Raw genomic sequence first — 22,233 nt, forward strand, 5'->3', positions numbered from 1 at the left:
GATCTTGTGCCGTTCCAACGCGGTTGCCACGCCCGAAAATAGTTGTATCATCTGGTATAACTCCGTGTTACACTCGCGCCATGCGCATCGTGCTCGCTTACATATCGGCTCTCGATTTCTGGCGCTCCGCCCTCAGCGACGAGGGCTCGGCGCGTATGGCATGCCGAGCCCGGATCCTTCCCGATCGCGCGCCGCACGCGTTGGCGGTACAATCCCATCCGCTTGCACAGAGCGGCGCTTCGTCTTTCCCCGTGCACCTGCTCGCGCACGGAAGCCAGAGGAAAGCGTCGGACATTCTCGTCGTCCACCAAGCAAAAGACCTGCCCGACGGATCGCTGCGTCAGATCGTGATTCCCGGCAGCGACGAACCGCTTCTTACGACAAGCCCCGAACTGACTTTCGTCCATATGGCGTCCTTGTTGAGCTTTCCCCGCACGGTTCACCTCGGATACGAGCTATGCGGAACCTTCGCCCCGGACGAGAGCAAGCCGTACGGGGTCAGAGACCGAAAGCCTCTCACTACGCCGGCTAAATTGGCCTCGTATCTGAACAAGGCCGAACGCATGAAAGGCGCGAAACGGGCGCGATCAGCGCTTCCCTACATCTTGGGCATGTCGGCCTCCCCGCGAGAATCGACGCTGGCCGAGCTGATCACGCTCCCCTGCCATCGTGGAGGAAGCGGCATCGAAAACCCCGAGATGAACGCCGTCATCCCTATCAGCTCAAGCAACCGCTGGGCCACCGATCGCTCCTCGTTCCGATGCGATCTCCTTTGGCGCGATCAGGGTGTGGCCGTCGAATATGACAGCACTCTGTGCCACACCGGCGCCGAACGCATCGCCAACGACGCCTCGCGGAGAAACGCGCTGGAATCCCTCGGCCTCACGGTGGTAACCGCAACCTGGCGGCATGTGACGAACTATAAAGAATACAATCGATTCGCACGCATTCTTGCGAAGCACCTAGGGACGAGAATACGCCCGAACTGCCCCGATTACCCGAACAGGCAGCTCGCCCTCCGCTCAGAGCTTCTTCGCTGAAGCGAGGCGAGCGGCAGGATCGCAACGTTTCGACAGGAATCGACGGGATTCCGTCGTTGAAGGAGCGCCTAACCCGGCACAGAGACCCAATGATGGGAGCGCGCTCGCGTTTTCCCAGGTCAACCGTTTCATGCTTGAACAGGACAGCCAGCCGGCACTCTCTCGCCACGGAATCCCGTCGATTCCTACCAGAATCGGGCATCGAGCTTGCGCTGTCGAGCCGTCGGGGGTATGCACCCTGCCCACATGCGCGCCGGCTGCGCCGTGCACGGCGAACCCCCTTGCACCGGCGTCGCGTCCGAAAACGGAAGCGGCCCCGACGTGTCGTCGGGGCCGCAGGAAGAGACCTTGTGCGATACGCAAGCGTCCTTTTCCGCCCTACGCCTCCAAGCGTTTCGCGATGGCCAGGATGAAGTCGCGGGTGCTCAGCTTCTTCGGGTTCGGCAGCGTGGTGATGAGCGCGAGGTCGCCCGTCATCTCGCCGGCCTCGATGGTGTCGAGCGTGGCGCGCTCCAGCTTGTCGGCGAACGCCACGAGGTCGTCCAAGCCGTCCAGCTCGCCGCGCTTGCGCAGCGCACCCGACCACGCGAAGATGGTGGCCACCGAGTTCGTGGAGGTCTCCTCGCCCTTGAGGTGCTTGTAGTAGTGGCGCTGCACGGTGCCGTGCGCGGCCTCGTACTCGTAGTAGCCCTGAGGGCTCACCAGCACCGACGTCATCATGGCAAGCGAGCCGAAGGCGCTCGACACCATGTCGCTCATCACGTCGCCGTCGTAGTTCTTGCAGGCCCAGATGAAGCCGCCGTCGGCCTTCATCACGCGCGCCACGGCATCGTCGATGAGCGTGTAGAAGTACTCGATCCCGGCTTCCTCGAAGCGCGCGGCGTACTCGGCGTCGTAGATATCCTGGAAGATGTCCTTGAAGCGGTGATCGTACTTTTTCGAGATGGTGTCCTTCGTGGCGAACCAGATGTCCTGCTTGATGTCGAGGGCGTACTCGAAGCAGCTGCGGGCGAAGCTCTCGATGGACGCGTCGAGGTTGTGCATGCCCTGGGCGATGCCGGGGCCGTCGAACTTCTGCACCAGCTCGCGCGTCTCGGAGCCGTCTGCGGCGGTGTACACGAGCTCCACCGTGCCGGGACCGGGAACGCGCAGCTCCGCGTTCTTGTACACGTCGCCGTAGGCGTGACGCGCGATGGTGATGGGCTTGACCCAGTTGCGCACGCACGGCTCGATGCCCGCGACGGTGATGGGCGTGCGGAACACGGTGCCGTCCAGCATGGCGCGGATGGTGCCGTTAGGGCTCTTCCACATGCTCTTGAGGTCGTACTCGTCCATGCGCGCGGCGTTCGGCGTGATGGTGGCGCACTTCACGGCCACGCCCAGGCGCTTGGTCGCCTCGGCGGAATCGACGGTCACCTGGTCGTCGGTGGCGTTGCGATGCTCCAGGCCCAGGTCGTAGTACTCGGTCTTCAGATCGATATGCGGAAGCAGCAGCTCGTCCTTGATCATCTGCCAGATGATGCGCGTCATCTCGTCGCCGTCCATCTCCACGAGCGGCGTGGTCATCGCTATTTTCGCCATAGTCAACCTTTCCGTGTCCAAAGGGCCGTCTCTCCCCCGTTTTCCCGTACCCGCACATGATACCCGTCGAAGCGGGCGCACGACGCGCGGGAAAGCGATTTCCAGCGCAACGCCAAAAAGGAGGCCTCTTCGCCGCAGCAGCACTACATCAGGCCCTCGCCCGATCGTCGGAGGCCAGCGCCATGTAGCCGTCTTCGAGGGTGGGCTCGACGGGCTGCGACCCCGCGGGCGGCGCGGCGCTCACGATGCGGTAGCGTGTGCCCTGCGCCGTGGTGGCTGCGTTCACCACGACCGCGCCCGTCGGCGGCGCCATGAGCGGCGGCGTGAGCCACGTGCGTCCGTGCGCGCCGTCGATGAGGCCCGCCGTTGCGCCGTCGTAGCGCAGTCGGCCCGATCGCAGAACGCACACGTAAGGGCAGGTCTGCGCCACGTCGTCGAGGATATGGGTGGACAGGATCACCGTGCGGTCGGCTCCCAGCGTGGCGATGAGCGTGCGGAATCGCATGCGCTCCTCGGGGTCGAGCCCGGCCGTGGGCTCGTCCACCACGAGCAGGCGCGGGTCGCCCATGAGCGCCTGCGCGATGCCCACGCGCCGCCGCATGCCGCCCGAGAAACCGCCGATGCGCCGGCGGCGAACATCTGCCAGCCCCACGCGCTCGATAAGCTCGTCGGCCTGGCGGCGGCGCTCGCGCTTGTCGTCCATACCCTTGAGGATGCCCACGTAGTCGAGGAACTCCGGCGGCGTGAGGTTCGGATAGGGCTCGATGTCCTGCGGCAGGTATCCGAGGGTCTTCTTGAGCGCGCGGCGGTTGCGCGGCTCGGCGATATCGCGGCCGTCAACCAGCACGTGCCCGCGGGTGGGGCTCACGATGCCACACAGGATGCGCATGAGCGTGGTCTTGCCGGCGCCGTTGGGGCCGATGAGCCCGATCATGCCCGAGGGCAGGTCGAGCGTGAGGTCGTCGAGGGCGCAGGGCCTCTTGTCGAAGTCCTTGCCCAGGCGGTCGAGGGAGATGAACATGGGAGTCCTTTCTATGCGGAGCGGAGGCTCGTCAGTGACGGCGGTACGAGCGCCTGCGGGCGACGGCCGCGGCCGCGGCCAGAAGCGCCGCCGCAACGGCGAACTTGAACACGAGCAGGGCCAGCGCTTCGAAAGGCGCAGCGGCGGGAGCCGGCCCCTGATAGTCGAGGAACGGCTGGGATCCGAAGAACGCCTGCGCGAGCGGGTCGCTCGCGATATGGAACTGCACGCCGCCGCCGGAAGCCGGAACGCCCTTGAACGAACATGCGAACAGCGTACCCAGCCATGCGGCGACGGAGACGATGCGCGCGACGATCCTCGGCAGTAACGAGCCCGCCAGCGCCGACAGCGCCGCAGCAACAAAGGCAGCGGGAAGCACCACCCCGGCGAACAGGACTATCGCCTGCAACGGAGCCCAAACGTTGCCGTGCAGCATCTGCCCGGCCGCACAGAACAGCAACAAGGCGGCCGAAGGCGATGTCATCACGGCCAGAGCGCCCGCAACGCGTGCGACCGTCAGCTCCATCGGCCTTACGGGGGCGGAGGCCTCGACTTCCGAGATGCCCAGCCGCTCGGGCTCGGCGGCAAGGTCGGTGAAAGCGGCAGCGTAGGCGACGGGCGGCAGCATGGCCAGCATCTGCGCCAAGAACACGAGGTCGGCGACGTCTCCCGTCTCGAAAGGAAGCCCGGTATTCACCGTGACCCCCATCGACAGCAGCGCCAGCAGCAGCGACGCAACCCATATCGCACGCTGCCGGGCAGCCATGCGCGCATGGATCACCGACAACGACAAGAACCTCATCGCGCACCTCCCAGCTTCCTCCACACGCGCTCGGGCGAGCCCAGGGCATGCCATGCGCACGCGCCGACGGCGAGCAGCACGAGCAACGGCAACCCGCGCTGCAGCGCCGGCATCGACGCCGTGTTCGGATCCCATATCAACGCGAAGAACAGCCAGACGAGCATCACGACGAGCGTCGTCGCACGCGTCGACCCGGAAAGCGCCGCCGCATACGCGACCAACACCATGAGAGCTGCCCCGCCCGCCGGCGAAAGCGCGCCGACCCAGCCGGCGTCGCCGTAGATCGCACCTGCGAGATGCAACGACGCGAACAGCGCGAAGCCTCCGACAGCCGCCGCGACCAGCAGCACGGCCGCGCGCATGGTCTGCACCGTGCGGAACTCCATCGGCGTCGACGCATGCAGCTCCACGAGCGTGTCGCCCGTGAACACGGCCGCGGCGCACATGCCCGCGGCGGCGGCGTAGAGCGGCATGATCCCCAGCATGGCGAGCGCGGCCGACGCCGGTCCCGCCGCCAGCGCCCAGCACGAACCCGCGATCGCGATCAGCACCGCCGTCGCGAGCGGCACCGCGATCCCCACGACCCTGACGCGCCGCGCCTGCGCGTCCAACAGCGCCCACCATGCGCCTGATGCCGAGCCGCCGCGAGCGGCCCTATCCGAAGCACCCATGCGAAACCTCCTAGAATACGTCTCTCGCCCACCGAGCATCATGCCGACTCCAAGCGGGCGATCGTCGCCCGTCGCGCCGTGGCCACCGCCGCCGCCAGCAAGGCGCAGCCCGCGGCCAACACGACCTCGGGCCCGATCGCGCTCTGCAACCCGGCCAGCGCCGCCGCCATCCCTCCGTCGGCCGCAGCGCGCCCGACCGGCGCCGCCAAGGCCGCTGCCGCAGCGCCCGCGACGCCCGCAGCCCATGGAGAGCCGGTCCACACGGAGACGAAAGCCGAGACGCCCGCGACGACGGCCAGCGGCGCCAGCCACGACAGCACCACGGCGCCGAAGCCGAGCGGCGCGCCCCACCAGGCGAACGCCGCCGAAGCCGCAAGGCCCGCGAGCGCATCGACGCCCAGCACCGTCGTCAAGCGAGCGAGCAGCACCGTTTGCGGCCCCAGGGGCATGGCCAGCGCCAACGCGTCGGCCGCGTCGGTCGAGAGCGCTGCCGTCACGGTGATCGCCACGCCCAGCAGCAGAAGCGTCGAGAACCACCAGGGAGCCGCGCCCGCCGCGCCGGCAGACACCGCGAAGCACGCCGCGCCCGCAGCCGCCGCGGCTATGATCAGAGCCGCAGGCAACACCGCGCGCGGCACCACGCGCGCCTGCGCAACCGCCAGATCGGCCGCGAGGCGCGCGCTCTTGCGCACCGACCAGGCGGGAGCCTCGAAAGCCGACGGTTCGGCCGCGATGCGCGCCGCGATACGCGCGAACGAAGGCGCGCCAGCGGCGCATTCCCGCTCCTGTCGGCTCAGCGCCTGTTTCATAGTGGCGCTCGCCACGTCCGGCCGTTCTTCCCTCAAGCTCATAGCCGACCTCCCAACGTCTCCTGCATCAGCGCACGCGCACGGGACACGCGCGACTTCACCGTGCCCACCGGCACGTCGGTCACCTGCGCGATCTCCGCGTACGGAAGCTCGTGCAGCCAGGCAAGCCGCACCGTCTCGGCCAACGCGGCCGGAAGCGCGTCCAAGGCGGCCATGATCTCGCCGACTCCCGCCTGCGCCATGAGCGCGTCCGACGGGTCGCCAGCTTCGTCGGCCAGCTGCGTCAAGTCCTCGTCGAGCGGAAGCTCCTCCGGCCGGATCCGCCGCATGCGCATGCACGCCTGGCGCTTTGCGATGCCCAGCAGCCACGTGAGCACCCGGCTGTCGCCCCGGAACGCCGCGGCCGAGCGCCAGCATCCCAGCCATACGTCCACCGCCGCCTCTTCGGCCGCCCCGCGGTCGCCCAGGCGCGCCGAGACGAATGCGAACACGGCGGACGCGTACAGGCTATGCAATTCCTCCAACGCGCCTTCGTCCCCGCGCGCGATCCGCACGAGCGCCGAGCGCGCCAGCGCATCGTCCGCATCCTGCTCGCCCATGCCACCGCCTTTCCGTCTTGTCGCTGCCGATCGCCTTCAACCCCTTAGTAGCGCCGAGAAGCCTCGAGGTTCACCAGTATGGAATGTTTTTCGAAAAAAGGATCCGTCCTGCGGAAACCGATCGCTCTAAGACGCGGAACGGGCCCGGAACAACCGTTCCGGGCCCGTTCCGGAGCCCTGCAGGGAAATCGCGCTCATCCAGAGGCATCTATCGACGCGCCTTCATTCGCCCAGCTCCTCGAAGAAGCCCACGCGGAAGTTTTTGAACACGGCCTCGCCCTCTTCCTGGGTAGCGTCGAGGTCGACGTCGGCCTGGATGGCGAAATCGTGGTCGCCCTCGGGGTCGCTGAATATCTGGCGCACATGCCACACGTGCTCGGCCTGCTCGTCGGCTTCGTCGATGGAAAGGAAGGCTGCGGAGCGCGCGTCGGCGTCGATGGCGATCTGCCCGTGCGCCTCGAAGTACGCGTCGAGGGCGCGCTGCCAGCGCGGCTCGCCGCAGCCCCATTCCGCATCGAGCCTGCCCAGCTCGGCCACACGTCCCTGCGAGGCCAGCCGCACGCGCTGGAACAGCGCGTTGCGCACGAGCACGGTCAGGCCGCGACGGTCGTGCACCACGACGTCGCCCGCCGTCGGCGGCGCGACGTCCACGGCCGCGCCCGCGCTCTCCCACTCGTCCACGAGGCTCGAGTCCACCGAGCGCACCACGAAGCCGAGCCACGCGATGACGTCCGCCAACCGCTCGTCGCGCTTGTCCGCCGGCACCGTGCGATCGAGCACGCGGTAGGCGTCGGACAGGTAGCGCAGAAGCGTCCCCTCCGAGCGCGCGATGCCGTAGCGCTGCACGTAGCCCTTGAAGTCCGACGCGCTCTCCAGCATGTCGCGCAGAACCGACTTCGGCTCCAGCTGGAAGTCGCGCGCCCACGGCACCTCCCGGCAGTAGCGCTCGAACGCCGCGTCCAACAGCTCCTCGAGCGGGCGCGGGTACGTGATCTCGGCGAGGCGCTCCAGGCGCTCCTCGTACTCGATGCCGTCGGCCTTCATGTCCTGCATGGCCTTGTCGCGCGCGGCGCGCTCCTGCGCACGCAGCACCTGGCGCGGGTTCTCCAGCGTTGCCTCGGCCATGGAGATGACGTCGAGGGCGAACGAGTCGCTCTCCGGGTCCAAAAGCTCCAGCGCCGCCAGCAGAAACGGCGACAGCGGCTGGTCGAGCGCGAAGTCCTCCGGCAGGTCCACCGTGCACGCGTACTCGACGACGCCCCCTTCGCCCTCCACCTGCTCGATGACGTCGGCGCTGGTCAGCGTGTCGAATATCTCGTCGGCGCGCACGACGAGCGCCCGCTTCTCCTCGTCGGTCTGAGCCGAGTCGTCGATGAGCTTGCGCACGCGGCCGTACGCGTCGCCGCCCTGCACGACCTCGGACAGCACCATGGAATGGGTGATCTTCATGCGCGGCTTCAGCGTCTCGGGCACCGCTTCTATCAGGCGTTCGAAGGTCTGCTTGTTCCACGTGACGAAGCCCTCGGGCGGCTGCTTCTTCTTGATCTTGCGGATCTTCTTCGGGTCGTCGCCCGCCTTCGCCAGAAGCTTCGCGTTCTCGATGTCGTGCTCGGGCGCCAGCGCCACCACCATGCCCTCGGTGTCGAAGCCGGACCTTCCCGCCCGCCCGACGATCTGATGGAACTCGCGGGCGCGCAGGCGGCGCATCTTGTAGCCGTCGAACTTCGTGAGCTGCGTGAGCACCACGGTATGGATGGGCACGTTGATGCCCACGCCCAGCGTGTCGGTGCCGCAGATGACGGGCAGAAGGCCTTGCTGGGCCAGCTTCTCCACCAGCAGCCGGTAGCGCGGCAGCATGCCCGCGTGGTGCACGCCCACGCCGCTGGCCAGCAGACGCTTGAGCGTCTTGCCGAACGCCGTGGTGAACCGGGTTCCCTTGACGGCCTCCTTGATGAGCTCGCGCTGCTCCTTGGATGCCACGCCGAAGCTCGACAGAGCCTGCGCGGTGGACAGCGCCGCGTCCTGCGCGAAATGCACGAGGTACAGCGGCGCCTCGCCTTTGCGCAGGGCCAGCTCCACCGTGCCCTCCAGCGGCATCTCCACGTACTCGTAGGACAGCGGCACGGGACGCGGGGCGTCGGCTACCACGTCCACGTCGGTCCCGGTTTGGCTCTTGAGGCGAGCCGCGATGGCGCCCACGTCGCCCAACGTGGCGCTCATCAGCAGGAACTGCGTTTTCGGAAGCGTCAGCAGCGGTACCTGCCACGCCCAGCCGCGGTCGGCGTCGCCGTAGAAGTGGAACTCGTCCATGGCCACGCAGCCCACGTCGGCGTCCTCGCCCTCGCGCAGCGCCTGGTTCGCCAGGATCTCGGCCGTGCAGCAGATGACGGGCGCCTCGGCGTTGATGTGCGCGTCGCCCGTGATCATACCCACGTTCTCGCGTCCCAGCACCTCCACGAGATCGAAGAACTTCTCGCTGACCAGCGCCTTGATGGGCGCCGTGTAGTACGAGCGCCTCCCCGTTGCCAGCGCCATGAACTGCATCCCCAGCGCCACCAGCGACTTTCCCGACCCCGTGGGCGTTCCTAGGATCACATGGTCGCCCACCATGAGGTCCATGAGCGCCTCCTCCTGATGGGGCCAGAGCTCTATGCCGCGCGCCGCCGTCCAGTCGAGGAAGCGGTCGAGCGCCGCATCGGGCGTCAACCACGGCTCGGGCTCCGGCTCACCCTCGGCAGGCTCCCACCACGCGGGCGCGAGCCGCCCCAGCGACCCGTGCGCGAAAGCCGCGTCCTCGGGTTCCGACGTTTCTTCTGCTGCGCGCTCGACCATGCGGGAACGACCTCCGGAAATCAGGGATGACGATAAGGTTCCATTCTACCCGCAACCGCCGCCTTCGGACGGCCGCGAACGGGAAAAGAACACGCCGCGCTGCAGGACGCTTCGCTCGCTCGGGATGGCAGATCGCGGCTGCGTCTTTGGTGTCCTTTCGGTGTGGATCCTCCAGCTATGATGGGCGCATTCGGAACGCGAGGAGAGGAGCCGCCCATGCAAGCGACGAACGAGATCAGGAACATCCTGGCGAAAGGCCAGGCGAAAGCCGGAGCGAACCCGTTGGCCGTGCTCGACGGCATCATGAGCGGAGATGCGCTGGAAGCCGTCGTGGGCGGAATCGGCATGGGCGACTCCTCGGCAGCGTACGCCAAGATGGCCAAGCTGCGCACCGAGACGCGCGTCGTGGAGCTGGGCCGCTCCGGCAACGAAGCCTACGACAGGCTGCGCAACGCGGCGGCGCAGATCCGCAAAAGCCTGATCACGCTGCACGAGGCTCCGACGGGCAACCCCTACGTCGCCTACTTCAACAAGGGCATCGTCGCGAACCCCGCCGTCGTCGTCGCCGAACTCGTGTCCACGGGCGGCGGCGCGCGCATCGAGCTCACAGCCTTCACCGCGAAGGTCGGCTTGGTGCAGGGGCACTCGTGCAACGCGGCCATCGACAAGCTGGCCAAGCTGCTGTAGACTCGCCGGCGCGCGAAGCCCGCGATGCGGGCGAGTCCTCCGAAGCCTTCGCCTCGTCGCCGTGTATAATCGCATGCGAACGAAAGCAGCCGGACGTCCTCAGCCGGCCTTGGAGAGAAGGCAGCCCATGAGCTTCGCATTGAACCCCTACACCGCTCCCGACTTCCACCGCGAGCCGCTGGCCGGCGCGCCCGACGCCGTGCTGCTGCCGGCGCCGAAAGACGGCGTGGCGCCAGAAGGCTACCACGCGATGAGCATCTACCCCGAGTACTTCAAGATCGACGGCGCATGGCTGCTCGCGGAAGACAGCCGCATGGACTGCGTTCCCGTCTGCGAGGACGGACGCATCTTCGTGCGCGAGTTCCGCCACATCCGCGCGGGAGATGCCATCGTGTGCGGGCGCACCGAGTCGGGAGAGCAGGGCATCTACGTCCACACGACCGGGTTCGACCCCGCGCCGGACGGCGAAGGCGAGCTGGCCGACGCAGGGCGCCACGCCGACAACTTCGCCTTCCGCTTGGGGCGCTCGCGCGAGACGGCGTTCTCCCGCGAGTACGACGAGCTCTACGAGCTGCTGAAGCACGAGCGCGAACACGGCTACGTCGTGTGGGTGATGGGGCCGGCGTTCTCGTTCAACGGCTTCTCGCGCACGGCGTTCTCCAAGATCATCGAGGCGGGCTACGTCGACGCGGTGTTCGCCGGAAACGCGCTGGCCACGCACGATCTGGAGGGCTCTTACTTCCACACGGCGCTCGGCCAGGACATCGAGACGCAGGAGAACCGCCCGCTCGGCCACTACAACCACCTGGACACCATCAACCGCGTGCGGCTGTACGGCTCCATCGGCCGGTTCATCGAGGAGGAGCAGGTGTCGGGCGGCATCATGCACGCGCTGGAGAAGAAGGGCGTGCCCTACGTGCTGGCCGGCTCCATCCGCGACGACGGCCCGCTTCCGTGCGTGCTGGGCAACGCCTACGATGCGCAGGACGCCATGCGCTCCCACCTGCGCAAAGCCACCACGGTCGTGTGCATGGCCACCATGCTGCACACCATCGCCACGGGCAACATGACGCCATCGTACCGCGTGCTCGCGGACGGCACCGTGCGCCAGGTGTACTTCTACTGCGTGGACATCGCCGAGTTCGCGGTGAACAAGCTCATCGACCGCGGCTCTCTGGCCTCGCGCGGCATCGTGACGAACGTCCAGGACTTCATCGCCAACGTGGCGAAGGGCCTGGGGCTGTAGGGAAAACCGCCACGAATCCGGAGTCGGGCGCTCACGCCCGTCGCGTGCGCCGCCTGCGCTCAGCGAGCGACCACATTGCGCCCGCCGCCGCGCCCGCAATGGCGACCGCAATCCATCCGAGGCCCGCGTCGGCAAGCGGAAGCGCATCGAGGGGCAGCCACGCGCCCGGCGCGAACGCGTCGCGCAGGCCCACGGCCACGCTGAACGCCGCCGTCGCCAGCACGGCGCAGGGCCACATGCGCGGCAGCCGGTCGCAGCGCCCGTGCGCGAGGCCCATGACCACCAGCACGATGGCCGGCGGATAGAGCGCGCCCAGAAGCGGTGCGGAAAACGCGAGGATGGCATCGAGCCCCACGAGCGACACCGCGCAGCTGAACGCGGCGAACGCCGCCGCCCACGCCGGAAGCGGGATACGCGGAAAAGCCTCGGAGAAGTACTCCGAGCAGCACGAGATGAGCCCCGTGCATACGTTGAGGCAGGCCAGCAGGAAGATGGCCGCCACGATGACCGTACCCGCCGGGCCGAAATGCGCGCTGGCCGACGCCGCGAGGATGGAAGCGCCGTTGGCCGCGTCGGGCATCGTCGAGCCCATCGCCGAGCCCACGAACGCCAGCCCGCAGTAGATGGCCATCATGAGCGCTCCGGCGATGAGGCCCGCGCCCGAAATGGAGCCCGCCACGCGCTTCGGGTCGCTCACGCCCAGCTCGCGAACGTTCGCAGCCACCACGATGCCGAAGCACAGCGCCGCCAGCAAGTCCATGGTCTGGTACCCCGTGAGAAAACCGTTCGACAGCGGGCTCGCGTCATAGGGCGGCTGCGGAGCCGTCGGCGCGGGCGCGCCGCCCAGCACGGAGGCGCCGACCACCAGCACGATGAGCAAGATGAGGGCGGGCGCAGAGAAACGCCCCAGCACGCGCGACAACAGCCCGGGTCGCAGCGCCAGCGCGAACGCCACGCCGAAGAACGCGACGGAGAACGCCGCCGTTGCGACGCCCAGGCCGGCCGCATCGGTTACGGGCAGCAGGGGCCTTAGCATCTCGAAGGCGGTCGAAGACGTGCGCGGAATGGCGAGAAACGGCCCGATGGTCAGGTACATGAGCGCGATGAACACCGAGGCGAACAGCGGGCTCACGCGCCCGGCCAGCTCGCGTACGCCGCCGCACACGGCCACCGCCACGATGCCGAGCACCGGCAAGCCGATACCCGCGATCAAGAAACCCGTCATGGCGGGGATCGCCTGATCACCCGCCTGCAATCCCAGAAGCGGGGGCAGGATGAGGTTGCCCGCACCGAAGAACATCGAGAACAGCATGCCGCCCACGGCCAGCAGCTGACCCGGCCGCAGCGCGACTGCGCGCCGCCCGCTAGACACCGAGCACCCCTTGCGAAACGAGCAGCCACACGAGCGCCGCCACCCACAGCACGGCCACGACGACGCGCACGGGATTCGGCACGCGCAGGCTGGCTGCCGGGATCATGAACATGGCGACGAGCCCGCCAAGCGCCCCTCCCAGATGCCCGCTCACGGAGATGTTCGGCACGAGCAGCGTGTACGCCACGTTCACGGCGATGACCCCCAACATGCCCTTGCTGTACTGCGTGAAGAGCGAACGGTTCCCCTTATGCAGCACGGCTAACAGCGCCACGGCCACGAACAGGCCGAACACGCTGGTCGAAGCTCCGGCGCTCACCGCGGAGCCGCCGCCGAGCAGCACATCGGCCGCATAGGACACCGCATTGCCCGTTATTCCCGCGATGAAGTACAGCGCAAGGTAGTTGCCCCGACCCAGCGTGCGCTCCAACACCTCGCCCACGCTGTACAGCGCCACCATGTTGAAACCGAGGTGCATGAGGTCCATATGAAGGAACATCGGCGTGACGAAACGGTACAGGTCGGCCGGCGACTGGACAAGCGGCGCGTACATCGCGCCCATGTCCACGAGGGTGCGCGTGGAAATGTCGATGCGCATGCCGGACAGCACCGCCTCGAGCGCGAACACGGCGACGTTGATCGCGATGAGCGCGAGCGTGACCAGCCGATAACGGTTGCGCTCGAAGAAGCTCGGCTGGCTGTCCGCCATCATCCGTTTCAGCTGGTCATCATCGATGACCGCCCTTTGTTGCGGTTCCACCGGCTCGTTCACCTTGTATGGCACGTCTTTCTCCTCGAACGTCGTATATCGAAAGTCGGAACATACTACCACGAGGATAGAGCCGGTCGATGATTCTGCACTTCACGTCCATTCCTTACGAAAGCGGAAAGGCTGCGCTGCGAGCCGAGTATGCGCCTGAAAGGATCGCTTCGACATGGCGGAGGCGCGCGCAAAGGAGGGATGACACGCACCGACGTGCGCCGCCTTCTGGTTCCCAACGCGCCAGAACCGTCACCTGAAGCCGTCGCCCAGCCTTCTTCGCCGCGAACGCACGGTTTCGACGCCTTGCGTGCAGCGAAAGGGCGAGGTTGGGCGCGAATCGCGCGACAAAAGGAAAGGGGCGAGCCGAAGCCCGCCCCCCACGTGCAACGCCAAGCGGTTTCTCCGCCTAGGCGGCGACCGTCTCGCTCTTGTCCTTCTTGCCCGGCACGAGAGCGGCGATGCAGGTCAGCACCGCGCCGACCGCGCCCACGATCAGGAGCGGCAGGCTCCCTGCGTTCCAGGCGCCCGCGTCCAGATACAGGATGGCGCGGATGCCCTCGCTCATGAAGCGCTGCGGGGCCCACGGGTACACCCAATCCTGCCAGAACGCCGGCAGAGCCTCGAAGGGGAACGTGCCCGTCATCATGCCCAACGCGAACCCGACGAGCGCAAGCAGGCCGCCAAGCGCCGTGGAGATGTTGAACGCGCCGATGAACACGAGCATCACGCAGAAGCTGGCAAGCCACATGAACGGCACGATGGCGTCCATGGGAGCCTCGATACCGGCGATCCACAGCAGCATGCAGAACGCGCACAGGCTGACGATCAGCGAGGCCACGACGGCGTAAGCCGCCTGGATCCCGATGGACTTCCAGCGCTCCGCGCTCGTCGCATCCGTCTTCTTTCCTAAGATGCGGCTGAGGAACAGACCCGTCATCATCGACACCATGAACAGCGGCATGATGGCAAGCTGCAGCGACACCATGCCGGACATGGGATTGGCCGCCGCTCCGTCGCCATCGGAAGCCGACCCTTCGTGAATGGTCTCCACGTCCACGTCGACGCCCATCTGCTGGAACATCGAGGGGATGCTCGCGCCCATCTGGCTGGCCACGAGCGGGCTCTTCGCCTTGTCGATGAGCACCTTGAGAGCCGGAGCCTCCACTTCCTCAGCCTCGGAAGCCCCGTCGTCTTGCGCGGCGGCGGCCAAAGCAGCGGCCTGAGCCGCATCGCCCTGCGCGGCCGCCGCCGCATCCCCTCCCTGCGCCGCAGCGGCGGCAGCCATCGCGGCAGCCTGGTCGCCACCCGCAGCCTCCCCGCCTGCGGCGGCAGCAGCCATGGCCGCAGCCTGGTCGCCACCTCCGGCAGCTTCGCCGCCGGCTGCGGCTGCTTGGGCCGCCGCAGCGGCCTGGGCCTGCGCCTGCGCGGCCATCAAAGCCTGGGCTTGCGCGAGCGAGGCCTTCGTCTCAGCCTGCTTGACCGCCATCTGCTGGGCGCTGAAATCAGCGGGAACGATGATCGCGCCGTAGTATTCGCCGTTCTCGAGAGCTTCGTCCAGCTCTTTCTGGCTGCCCACCTTCGTCCAGGCGATGGGCGACTCCTCGCCGCCCTCCGCAGCCGTCGCGGACGTGATGTTCTCGACCAGGGTGTCGCCCACGTTCATATCGCCCTGCGGCGTCTCCACGCCCTCGTCGAGCGACAGAACCGCGAACGGCAGCCCCTTCATCTCCATGTTCGCCATCGGGTAGAACATGACGGACATGACGCATGCCGCCACGATGCCGATGAGCAGCGGCACTACGTACTTCGCTTTCCCGAGTTTCTCGAACACCGGGAGCCTCCTTCCGAATGCGTCGCCGGCGCTTGACCGCGCCCGCGGCTTGATTTATTCTCAAGAGGCAATTTTATTGGTCGCAACGTCTAATAAAAATGGTGAATATTGTTCCTGCTGACTAGTTTCGAGGAGAAGCCATGGCGCGCCCGCGTAAAGACCAGGAAGGCCCCACCGCCGTCGAGCGCATGGAGGAGGCGTTCTGGGAGATCCTCGCCGAGAAACCGTACGCCCAGATCACCGTCGGCGAGATCGCCAAGCGGGCGCAGGTCAACAAGAACGCGTTCTACTACCATTTCGACGGCTTGGGCGCGCTCGCCGCGCAGGCGCTGGACAGCATGCTCCCGCGCGAGATGGCGCGCATGTTGCTGATGAACGGAGGGCCTTCGAAAGGCATCGACGAGATCGAGGCGAACGCCTTGCTGCGCAACCCCGACCTGAAAAAGCGGATCGACCGTGCCCTTCTGGTCGTCGGCAAGAACGGATCGAGCGAGCTTGTGGCCACGCTGAAGAACCTGGTCATGCATACCTGGTTCGACCTGTTCCATGTCGATGAAACGCGTTTGAGCAGCGAAGCCATGGTGGTAGTGAGGTTCACCTTGGGCGGCCTCGTCGAGATCATGAGCGACGAAGCCTGCCGCGGCGACCACGCGAACCCGCTCCAGGCCATACTGAGCTCGGGCGTCGCCACGAGCGCTTCGTCGAACGTCGTGGCGACGCTGCGCGCCGCCGCCGACGAGCACCGCGCGAAAACGCCGATGCCGCAGGCGACAGCGAACGCAGTTAAGCCATAGCCTGCTTGACGGCGGCGAGCAGATCGCCGTATTCCTCGAACGCGGGCAGGTCGGGGTTCTCTGCCTTGATGGAATCGGGGCTGCGGAACAGGAAGCCCGCCTTGCTGGCCCTGATCATCCCCAGGTCGTTATGGCTGTCGCCCGCCGCGATGGTGTCGAAGCCGCAGGACTGCAGCGCGCGCACGGTGGTCAGCTTCGATTCGGGGCAGCGCATGCGAAAGCCCGCGATGGTGCCGTCGTCAGCCACCTCCAGCTCGTTGCAGAACAGCGCCGGCCAGCCCAGCTTCGCCATGAGGGGCTGGGCGAACTGGGTGAACGTGTCGCTGATGATGACGGCCTGGGTCGTGGCGCGCAGCTCGTCGAGGAAGTCCTTCGCCCCCGGCAAGGGGTCGATGCGCGCGATGGTCTCCTGGATCTCCTTGAGGCCCAGGCCATGCTGGCGCAGGATGTCCAGACGGAAGTCCATGAGCTTGCCGTAGTCGGGCTCGTCGCGAGTCGTGCGCGTCAGCTCCGGAATGCCGCTCTCCTCGGCGAACGCGATCCAGATCTCGGGCACCAGCACGCCTTCCAGGTCCAGGCAGGTAATGTACATCGTGTCGTCTCCCTTCGGCCGCGCACGCGGCATCTCGCAACAGGCTTGCAGCAACGCCATGCCATCATACCCGCAACCGCCGCGCAGCGCATCCCGCAACGCTTTGTTTCTTTACGGCGGGGCCGACGCCGTGGTTCAATGGTTGCGCAAGCCAACGACGAAAGGACCCCCATGGCCATCGGAGACGTGCTCGTCCGCATCCGCAAGGAGCGCAACCTCACTCAGGAAGACCTAGCGCGCAAGCTTTACGTCACCCGCCAGGCCGTATCGCGCTGGGAGAACGGGGAGACCACGCCTGGCATCGACATGTGCAAGCTCATCGCAGCCACCTGCGATGTGCCCGTCGCCCTGCTTTTGGAGATGCCCGACGGCGCCTACTGCCAAAGCTGCGGCATGCCGTTCTACCAGGAGAAGGATCATGGCACCGAGGCGGACGGCTCTCTGTCGGCCGACTACTGCTCGTGGTGCTATGCGAACGGCGCGTTTCTGGAAGACGAGACGCTCGAGGAGCTGATCGAGCGCTGCGCCCCATTCATGGCCGAGTCGTGCCACATCACGCGCGACGAAGCCGTTTCGTTCATGGGCGCCCTGCTCCCCACGCTCAAACGCTGGTAGCGGCACGAACGCCGCGTTCTGCGAAGCGAACGCGGCATCTGCCTTTCCGAACGCGCCTTCCGCCGGTCTGCCGAGATATACTGGACGAACTGTGCGCGCAACGCCATCGGGGACGCGCGCCACCAGGATAGATCTGTCGCGCGTGATTGGAGCCGCAGCCCATGGCGAAAGACTTCAGCAACCCGAAGAAGCTCGGCTTCATGCGGGTCCTCCAGTTCTTCTTTGCATTCAACGTCATCGTCACCATCTCGCTGTTGGCGTTCCTGATCAAAGGCAGCTACGAGCTGGAATTCTCGAACATCCTCGATTTCGTCAACCTGATATTCGACAGCATCAGCTTCTGGCTCATCTGGCAGCGCAAACGCCTGGCGCGCCATTTCATCATCGGGTTCAGCCTGTTCAACATCTTCATCGGAACCGCCTTCAACATCGCGACCGGTCACTTCAGCCTTGTCGGCCAGCTGTTCTCGTGCACGCCCGACCTCATCCTGCTCGCGTATTTCCTCACGTCGAGACGCGCGAAAGCCGTGCTGACGCAGCCCTTCGACGCCGAGGTCAAACAACGCGAGCTCGCGAAGGACCTGGACTGCTACCAGCCTCGGACCTGGGCGTTCTGGCGCAACATCATCATTTACTTCTGCGTGTTCAGCGTGGTGGGACACTGGATGGAGGCGGCCTATTGCACGCTCATCCGCTTCGGAATGATACCCGGCACCTACGACCCGAATTCCCAGATCTGGTCGGATTGGCTCTACCCCTTCATCGTGTACGGGTTCGGAGCCGTGGCGTGCGTGCTTCTGCTGTACCCCGTCAAGAACTTCCTCGAAAAGCGCATCCGCAGCCGCGTGGTGCCCTTGCTCATCAGCTTCGTCGTCAACGCGCTCGTCTGCACGGCCATCGAGCTGGTCATGGGCCTCATGGTCAACCAGCCCGGCCCTGACGGCAAGCTGCCCTTATGGGACTACTCCGATATGTTCTGCAACTTCATGGGCCAGGTGTGCCTGCAGAACGCCATCGCCTTCGGCGTGGTGGCCACGCTCATGACCTGGGTGATCTACCCGGCGCTCGAGCAGCTGCTGAGCAAGGTCCCCCGGGACGGCATGAACATCGCCTTCATAGCCGTGACCGTCGGCTTCTGCATCCTGATCTTCCTGTACTACGTGAACGTGGCGCTTCCCGACCTCGACGACGCCGACGATGCCGGCTCCTCGGACGCAACCTCGATCGAGCTCTCGTACAGCTACGATTCTGAAGCGGCCGGCTAGGACGACCCAGCGTCCATGCCCATTCTCTCCAAAGAAGACGAGCGGTACGGCTACGAGCCCGGCTCCTTCGCGTTCTGGCGGAACCTGGCCGTGTACTTCTGCGTGTTCAGCGTGCTGGGACATTGGATGGAGATCGTCTACTGCTCGTTCATGAACGTATTCGGCATCGTCGATGCCGATTCGCTTGTGTGGGACGACCCGATGTACCCGTTTCTCGTGTACGGCGTGGGCGTCGTCGTCTGCGCGCTCGTGCTGATGCCGCTCAAGACGGCGCTGGTCGCCCGGCGCGCCACCCTCGTCAGCGCCGGGATCCAGTTCTTCGCCGCCACCGTGGTCGTGTGCATGCTCATGGAACTGGCCATGGGGTTCATGCTGAACCAGCCGAACGCCGCCGGCGAATACCCGTTGTGGGACAACTCGCAGCTGCCGTTCAACATCCTCGGCCAGGCATGGCTCGTAAATGACCTCGCACTGGCGGCCGTGGCCATGCTGTACACATGGATCGTCTACCCGCTGTGCCAGAAAGCCCTCGGGAAGCTCCCGCTGCGCGCGATGAACCTTTTGGCAGCTGTCGTCGTCATCGGGTTCGTCGTCCTTTGCGCCGTCAAGTTCGCCTGAACGCGGCGAGGCCCCGATGCCGTTCAGCTCCGGGGCCTCGAATGCATGTCGCGTATCTGCTAGTCGCGGGTGAGCTTGCGGTGGATGCGGTGCGGACGCGCGGCCTCCTCGCCCAGGCGCTCGACGCGGTTCTTCTGGTAGTCGTCGAAGTTGCCCTCGAACCAGTGCCAGTTGCCCGGGTTCTCGTCGGTGCCCTCCCACGCCAGGATGTGCGTGGCGATGCGGTCGAGGAACCAGCGGTCATGGCTGGTCACCACGACGCAGCCGGGAAATGCCAGCAGCGCCTCCTCCAGGCTTTCCAGCGTCTCGACGTCGAGGTCGTTCGTAGGCTCGTCGAGAAGCAGCAGGTTGCCGCCCTGCTTGAGCGTCAGCGCCAGGTTCAGGCGGTTGCGCTCGCCGCCCGACAGCACGCCGGCCGGCTTCTGCTGGTCGGGCCCCTTGAAGCCGAAGCTGGCCACGTAGGCGCGACTGGGAATCTCGGTGTCGCCCACCTTCATGTAGTCCAGGCCGTCGGAGACGACCTCCCACAGCTTCTTGTTCGGGTCGATGCCCTCGCGGTTCTGGTCGACGTAGGAGATGCTCACCGACTCGCCGATCTCAAGCTCGCCGCCCGACAGGGGCTCCAAGCCCACGATGGCCTTGAACAGCGTGGACTTGCCCACGCCGTTCGGGCCGATCACGCCCACGATGCCGCCCTGGGGCAGCGTGAACGACAAGTCGTCGATGAGCACGCGGTCGCCGAACGCCTTCTTGATGTGCTTGGCCTCGATGACCTTCGCGCCCAGGCGCGGCGGCACGGGGATGGTGATGTCCGACACGCTGGTCTTCTCGAACGAGCGCGCCTCGGCCGCCATCTGCTCGTAGCGCTCGATGCGGGCCTTGCTCTTGGCCTGGCGCGCTTTGGGGCTGGATCGCACCCACTCCAGTTCCGAGCGCAGGCGCTTCGCCAGCTTCTCCTCGCGCTGGCCCTGGCCCTCCAGGCGCGCGGCCTTCGTCTCGAGGTAGGTGGAGTAGTTGCCTTTGTACGGGAAGAGGCTGCCGCGGTCCACCTCGCAGATCCACTCGGCCACGTTGTCCAGGAAGTAGCGGTCGTGCGTGACGGCCAGCACCGCGCCGGGGTAGGTGCGCAGGAACTGCTCCAGCCACAGCACCGACTCGGCGTCCAGGTGGTTGGTGGGCTCGTCGAGCAGCAGCAGGTCGGGCGCCTCCAGCAGCAGCTTGCACAGCGCCACGCGACGGCGCTCGCCGCCGGATAGCACGTTCACCGGCATGTCGGGATCGGGGCACTGCAGCGCGTCCATGGCCTGCGACAGCTGGCTGTCGAGGTCCCACCCGTTCGCCGCGTCGATGGCGTCTTGCAGCTCGCCCATCTCAGCCATGAGCGCATCAAAGTCGGCGTCGGGCTCGGCCATCTCCTCGCCGATCTTGTTGAAGCGGTCGATCTTGGCCTTCACCTCGCCGAACGCCATCTCGATGTTCTCGATGACGGTCTTGTCGTCGTCCAGAGGCGGCTCCTGCTGCAGGATGCCCACCGTGTAGCCGGGCGTGAGGCGCGCGTCGCCGTTGGACACCTCTTCGAGGCCCGCCATGATCTTGAGCAGCGTCGACTTGCCCATGCCGTTGGGCCCCACGACGCCGATCTTCGCGCCGGGGTAGAACGACAGGGTCACGTCGTCGAGGATGACCTTGTCGCCGTGCGCCTTGCGCGCCTGATACATTTGGTAGATGAATTCCGCCACGTTGTGCTCCTCTGTTTTTCGGGAAGTTCGCTCTATTGTCTCATACGCCGCGCCCACGGGGAAGCGGGTGCGGCGGCAGGTTGCAGGATGGGACCGCGGGGCCTCTAGCGGTTCTCTATGTGGCCGATGTTCTTGAGCTCGATGTTGATGAGGCCGTTCGGGCCGCTGACGAACTCGATGAAGTCGGGGTTCTCGCCGTACTCGGCCGGGAACGTGATGTCGATGCCCGTGTCAGTGCGGATCTTATGGCTCTTCGCCACGCGCTTGGCCACGTTCTTCTCCACGACCACGCGCTCGGGCAGCGCCTCGTCGGCCAGCGCCTGCTCGAAGCGCTTCTGCAACGGCTCGTCCTCGAACACCTCCTCGCCCATGTCCCACGGGGCAAGCTCGTCGGACTCGTCGGCGTTCTCGGCCACGTAGGCCTTCGCCTTCGACACCGCCACGGCAGCGTTGGCGCCGTACTCCTCGGCAACCTCCTCGACGATGCGCGTCACCGTGTCGAACACCTCTTTGCTGGACGCCTCCATCGAACATTGCAGCAGGCCGTCGGGGATGAGCCAGCGGTTCTCGCCCGCGATGGCGCGCTCCTTGTCGCAAAACGACACCGACAGCGTCTTCGACTCGATCACCGCGAACGACGCCACCTTCTGCGACGGGTTCGGCAGGATGGCGTGATGGCGCGCGATGTCCACGCGCTGCGCGCCGCTCTCGCCGTAGCCCACCTCGTGCATGTAGGCCTGCTTGGCCTCCAGCAGCATGAACGCGAAGTAGCGCTTGCCCTCGCCGCGGTACGCCGCCTCGGCCTCGTCGTCGGTCATCTCCCGCACCGTGTTGTCGGGATCGTCCTCGAAGTCCACCACCAGCAGGTCGGCCGATTCGGTCTTCTCCATGCGCCCCAGCTCGCCCGCGATGAACTCGGCCACCTGGACGGACAGGTCGACGAACTCGCGCTGGCCGCGGAAGTAGCAGCGCAGCTCCTCGGCGAACATGCTGTTCTCGGCGAACTCGCCGCGCTTGCTGTCGATGTTGCCGAGCGCCTTCTTCGCGTGGCTCGTCACGTAGCGTTTGGCGTTCTTGCTCGAAAGGTCGAGCTCCTCCTGGGCGTACACGTTGACGCACGAGACGAAGTCGAAAACGTGCAGGATCGCGTGGTTGATCTTCATGAAGCCTCTCCGCTGCTCTCGTAATCCGGAATTGTCGCGAACGTTCAGGATACCGGAAGCCGGAGCCCGGCGGCGCGAAGAACGGAGAATCCCCAGACGCCATCCCTTCCCGCCCCGCAAACGGGCGCTCGATAGCCCGAGAATGCGAGCGCCCTGCCAAGCGCCGTCGAAGAACCGCCCGCATCTCTGCTCA

20 protein-coding genes are annotated in these 22,233 nt (G+C 66.4%); 7 read left to right on the top strand and 13 right to left on the bottom strand.

What is annotated here, in order from left to right; all coding sequences use genetic code 11:
* Positions 1-80 precede the first annotated feature (80 nt).
* Positions 81-1,040 carry a hypothetical protein gene (locus tag GT590_RS05565; protein ID WP_009304394.1) on the top strand — a complete coding sequence of 320 codons (960 nt, stop codon included), beginning with the start codon at positions 81-83 and terminating at the stop codon, positions 1,038-1,040.
* A gap of 378 nt (positions 1,041-1,418) precedes the next feature.
* Here GT590_RS05565 and GT590_RS05570 read toward each other — a convergent pair whose 3' ends face one another.
* The 7 genes from GT590_RS05570 to GT590_RS05600 all read right to left on the bottom strand — a co-directional run bounded on the left by GT590_RS05570 (position 1,419) and on the right by GT590_RS05600 (position 9,355).
* Positions 1,419-2,621, bottom strand: a complete 1,203-nt coding sequence (locus GT590_RS05570; protein ID WP_009304395.1) for an NADP-dependent isocitrate dehydrogenase — start codon at positions 2,619-2,621, stop codon at positions 1,419-1,421.
* Between the two features lie 148 nt (positions 2,622-2,769).
* Complete coding sequence (locus GT590_RS05575; protein WP_009304396.1) at positions 2,770-3,642, bottom strand: ABC transporter ATP-binding protein; 873 nt, start codon at positions 3,640-3,642, stop codon at positions 2,770-2,772.
* A gap of 31 nt (positions 3,643-3,673) precedes the next feature.
* Positions 3,674-4,444, bottom strand: a complete 771-nt coding sequence (locus GT590_RS05580) for a hypothetical protein (protein ID WP_009304397.1) — start codon at positions 4,442-4,444, stop codon at positions 3,674-3,676.
* Complete coding sequence (locus tag GT590_RS05585) at positions 4,441-5,115, bottom strand: hypothetical protein (RefSeq protein ID WP_009608556.1); 675 nt, start codon at positions 5,113-5,115, stop codon at positions 4,441-4,443. The genes GT590_RS05580 and GT590_RS05585 overlap by 4 nt, the downstream gene beginning before the upstream one ends.
* Positions 5,116-5,153: 38 nt before the next feature.
* A complete protein-coding gene (locus GT590_RS05590; RefSeq protein WP_035577049.1) occupies positions 5,154-5,966 on the bottom strand; it encodes a hypothetical protein in 813 nt (270 codons plus the stop codon).
* Positions 5,963-6,523 carry an RNA polymerase sigma factor gene (locus GT590_RS05595; RefSeq protein ID WP_009304399.1) on the bottom strand — a complete coding sequence of 187 codons (561 nt, stop codon included), beginning with the start codon at positions 6,521-6,523 and terminating at the stop codon, positions 5,963-5,965. Before GT590_RS05595 ends, GT590_RS05590 begins: the two co-directional genes overlap by 4 nt.
* Positions 6,524-6,745: 222 nt before the next feature.
* Positions 6,746-9,355 (bottom strand): RNA helicase, encoded by a 2,610-nt coding sequence (locus GT590_RS05600; RefSeq protein ID WP_009304400.1) that lies wholly within the window; start codon positions 9,353-9,355, stop codon positions 6,746-6,748.
* A gap of 216 nt (positions 9,356-9,571) precedes the next feature.
* Here GT590_RS05600 and GT590_RS05605 point away from each other — a divergent pair, with 216 nt between their 5' ends.
* A complete protein-coding gene (locus GT590_RS05605) occupies positions 9,572-10,042 on the top strand; it encodes a hypothetical protein (RefSeq protein ID WP_009304401.1) in 471 nt (156 codons plus the stop codon).
* 127 nt (positions 10,043-10,169) lie between these two features.
* Positions 10,170-11,288, top strand: a complete 1,119-nt coding sequence (locus GT590_RS05610; protein ID WP_009304402.1) for a hypothetical protein — start codon at positions 10,170-10,172, stop codon at positions 11,286-11,288.
* A gap of 31 nt (positions 11,289-11,319) precedes the next feature.
* On the opposite strand, the gene brnQ is transcribed toward GT590_RS05610, so the two are convergent.
* From brnQ to GT590_RS05625, 3 genes are all read right to left on the bottom strand, one after another.
* Positions 11,320-12,660: a branched-chain amino acid transport system II carrier protein gene (brnQ, locus tag GT590_RS05615; RefSeq protein WP_009608575.1), complete on the bottom strand. Its 1,341-nt coding sequence runs from the start codon at positions 12,658-12,660 to the stop codon at positions 11,320-11,322.
* Positions 12,653-13,444 (bottom strand): rhomboid family intramembrane serine protease, encoded by a 792-nt coding sequence (locus GT590_RS14490; RefSeq protein WP_009608532.1) that lies wholly within the window; start codon positions 13,442-13,444, stop codon positions 12,653-12,655. The genes brnQ and GT590_RS14490 overlap by 8 nt, the downstream gene beginning before the upstream one ends.
* A 385-nt stretch (positions 13,445-13,829) precedes the next feature.
* Positions 13,830-15,254 (bottom strand): ABC transporter permease, encoded by a 1,425-nt coding sequence (locus GT590_RS05625; protein WP_009608565.1) that lies wholly within the window; start codon positions 15,252-15,254, stop codon positions 13,830-13,832.
* Positions 15,255-15,394: 140 nt separating this feature from the next.
* Between GT590_RS05625 and GT590_RS05630 the strand changes: the two genes are divergently transcribed.
* On the top strand, positions 15,395-16,048 hold the full coding sequence (locus tag GT590_RS05630) for a TetR/AcrR family transcriptional regulator (RefSeq protein ID WP_009304407.1): 654 nt from the start codon (positions 15,395-15,397) through the stop codon (positions 16,046-16,048).
* Here the strand turns inward: GT590_RS05630 and thrH are convergent.
* Positions 16,038-16,640: a bifunctional phosphoserine phosphatase/homoserine phosphotransferase ThrH gene (gene thrH / locus GT590_RS05635; protein ID WP_035577066.1), complete on the bottom strand. Its 603-nt coding sequence runs from the start codon at positions 16,638-16,640 to the stop codon at positions 16,038-16,040. The two genes, GT590_RS05630 and thrH, sit on opposite strands and share 11 nt — an antisense overlap.
* A gap of 171 nt (positions 16,641-16,811) precedes the next feature.
* Between thrH and GT590_RS05640 the strand changes: the two genes are divergently transcribed.
* From GT590_RS05640 to GT590_RS05650, 3 genes are all read left to right on the top strand, one after another.
* Positions 16,812-17,255 (top strand): zinc ribbon domain-containing protein, encoded by a 444-nt coding sequence (locus GT590_RS05640; RefSeq protein ID WP_009304409.1) that lies wholly within the window; start codon positions 16,812-16,814, stop codon positions 17,253-17,255.
* Between the two features lie 161 nt (positions 17,256-17,416).
* On the top strand, positions 17,417-18,520 hold the full coding sequence (locus GT590_RS05645; protein WP_009608531.1) for a putative ABC transporter permease: 1,104 nt from the start codon (positions 17,417-17,419) through the stop codon (positions 18,518-18,520).
* Between the two features lie 15 nt (positions 18,521-18,535).
* Positions 18,536-19,138 carry a putative ABC transporter permease gene (locus GT590_RS05650; RefSeq protein ID WP_009608519.1) on the top strand — a complete coding sequence of 201 codons (603 nt, stop codon included), beginning with the start codon at positions 18,536-18,538 and terminating at the stop codon, positions 19,136-19,138.
* A gap of 59 nt (positions 19,139-19,197) precedes the next feature.
* On the opposite strand, the gene ettA is transcribed toward GT590_RS05650, so the two are convergent.
* Complete coding sequence (gene ettA, locus GT590_RS05655) at positions 19,198-20,877, bottom strand: energy-dependent translational throttle protein EttA (protein WP_021409152.1); 1,680 nt, start codon at positions 20,875-20,877, stop codon at positions 19,198-19,200.
* A 104-nt stretch (positions 20,878-20,981) separates the two neighbouring features.
* Positions 20,982-22,040 (bottom strand): nucleoid-associated protein, encoded by a 1,059-nt coding sequence (locus tag GT590_RS05660; RefSeq protein ID WP_009608528.1) that lies wholly within the window; start codon positions 22,038-22,040, stop codon positions 20,982-20,984.
* Positions 22,041-22,233 lie beyond the last annotated feature (193 nt).

The sequence above is a fragment of the Eggerthella sp. BIOML-A1 genome (genome assembly GCF_009875595.1).
In the GTDB taxonomy this organism is placed as follows: Bacteria; Actinomycetota; Coriobacteriia; order Coriobacteriales; family Eggerthellaceae; genus Eggerthella; species Eggerthella lenta.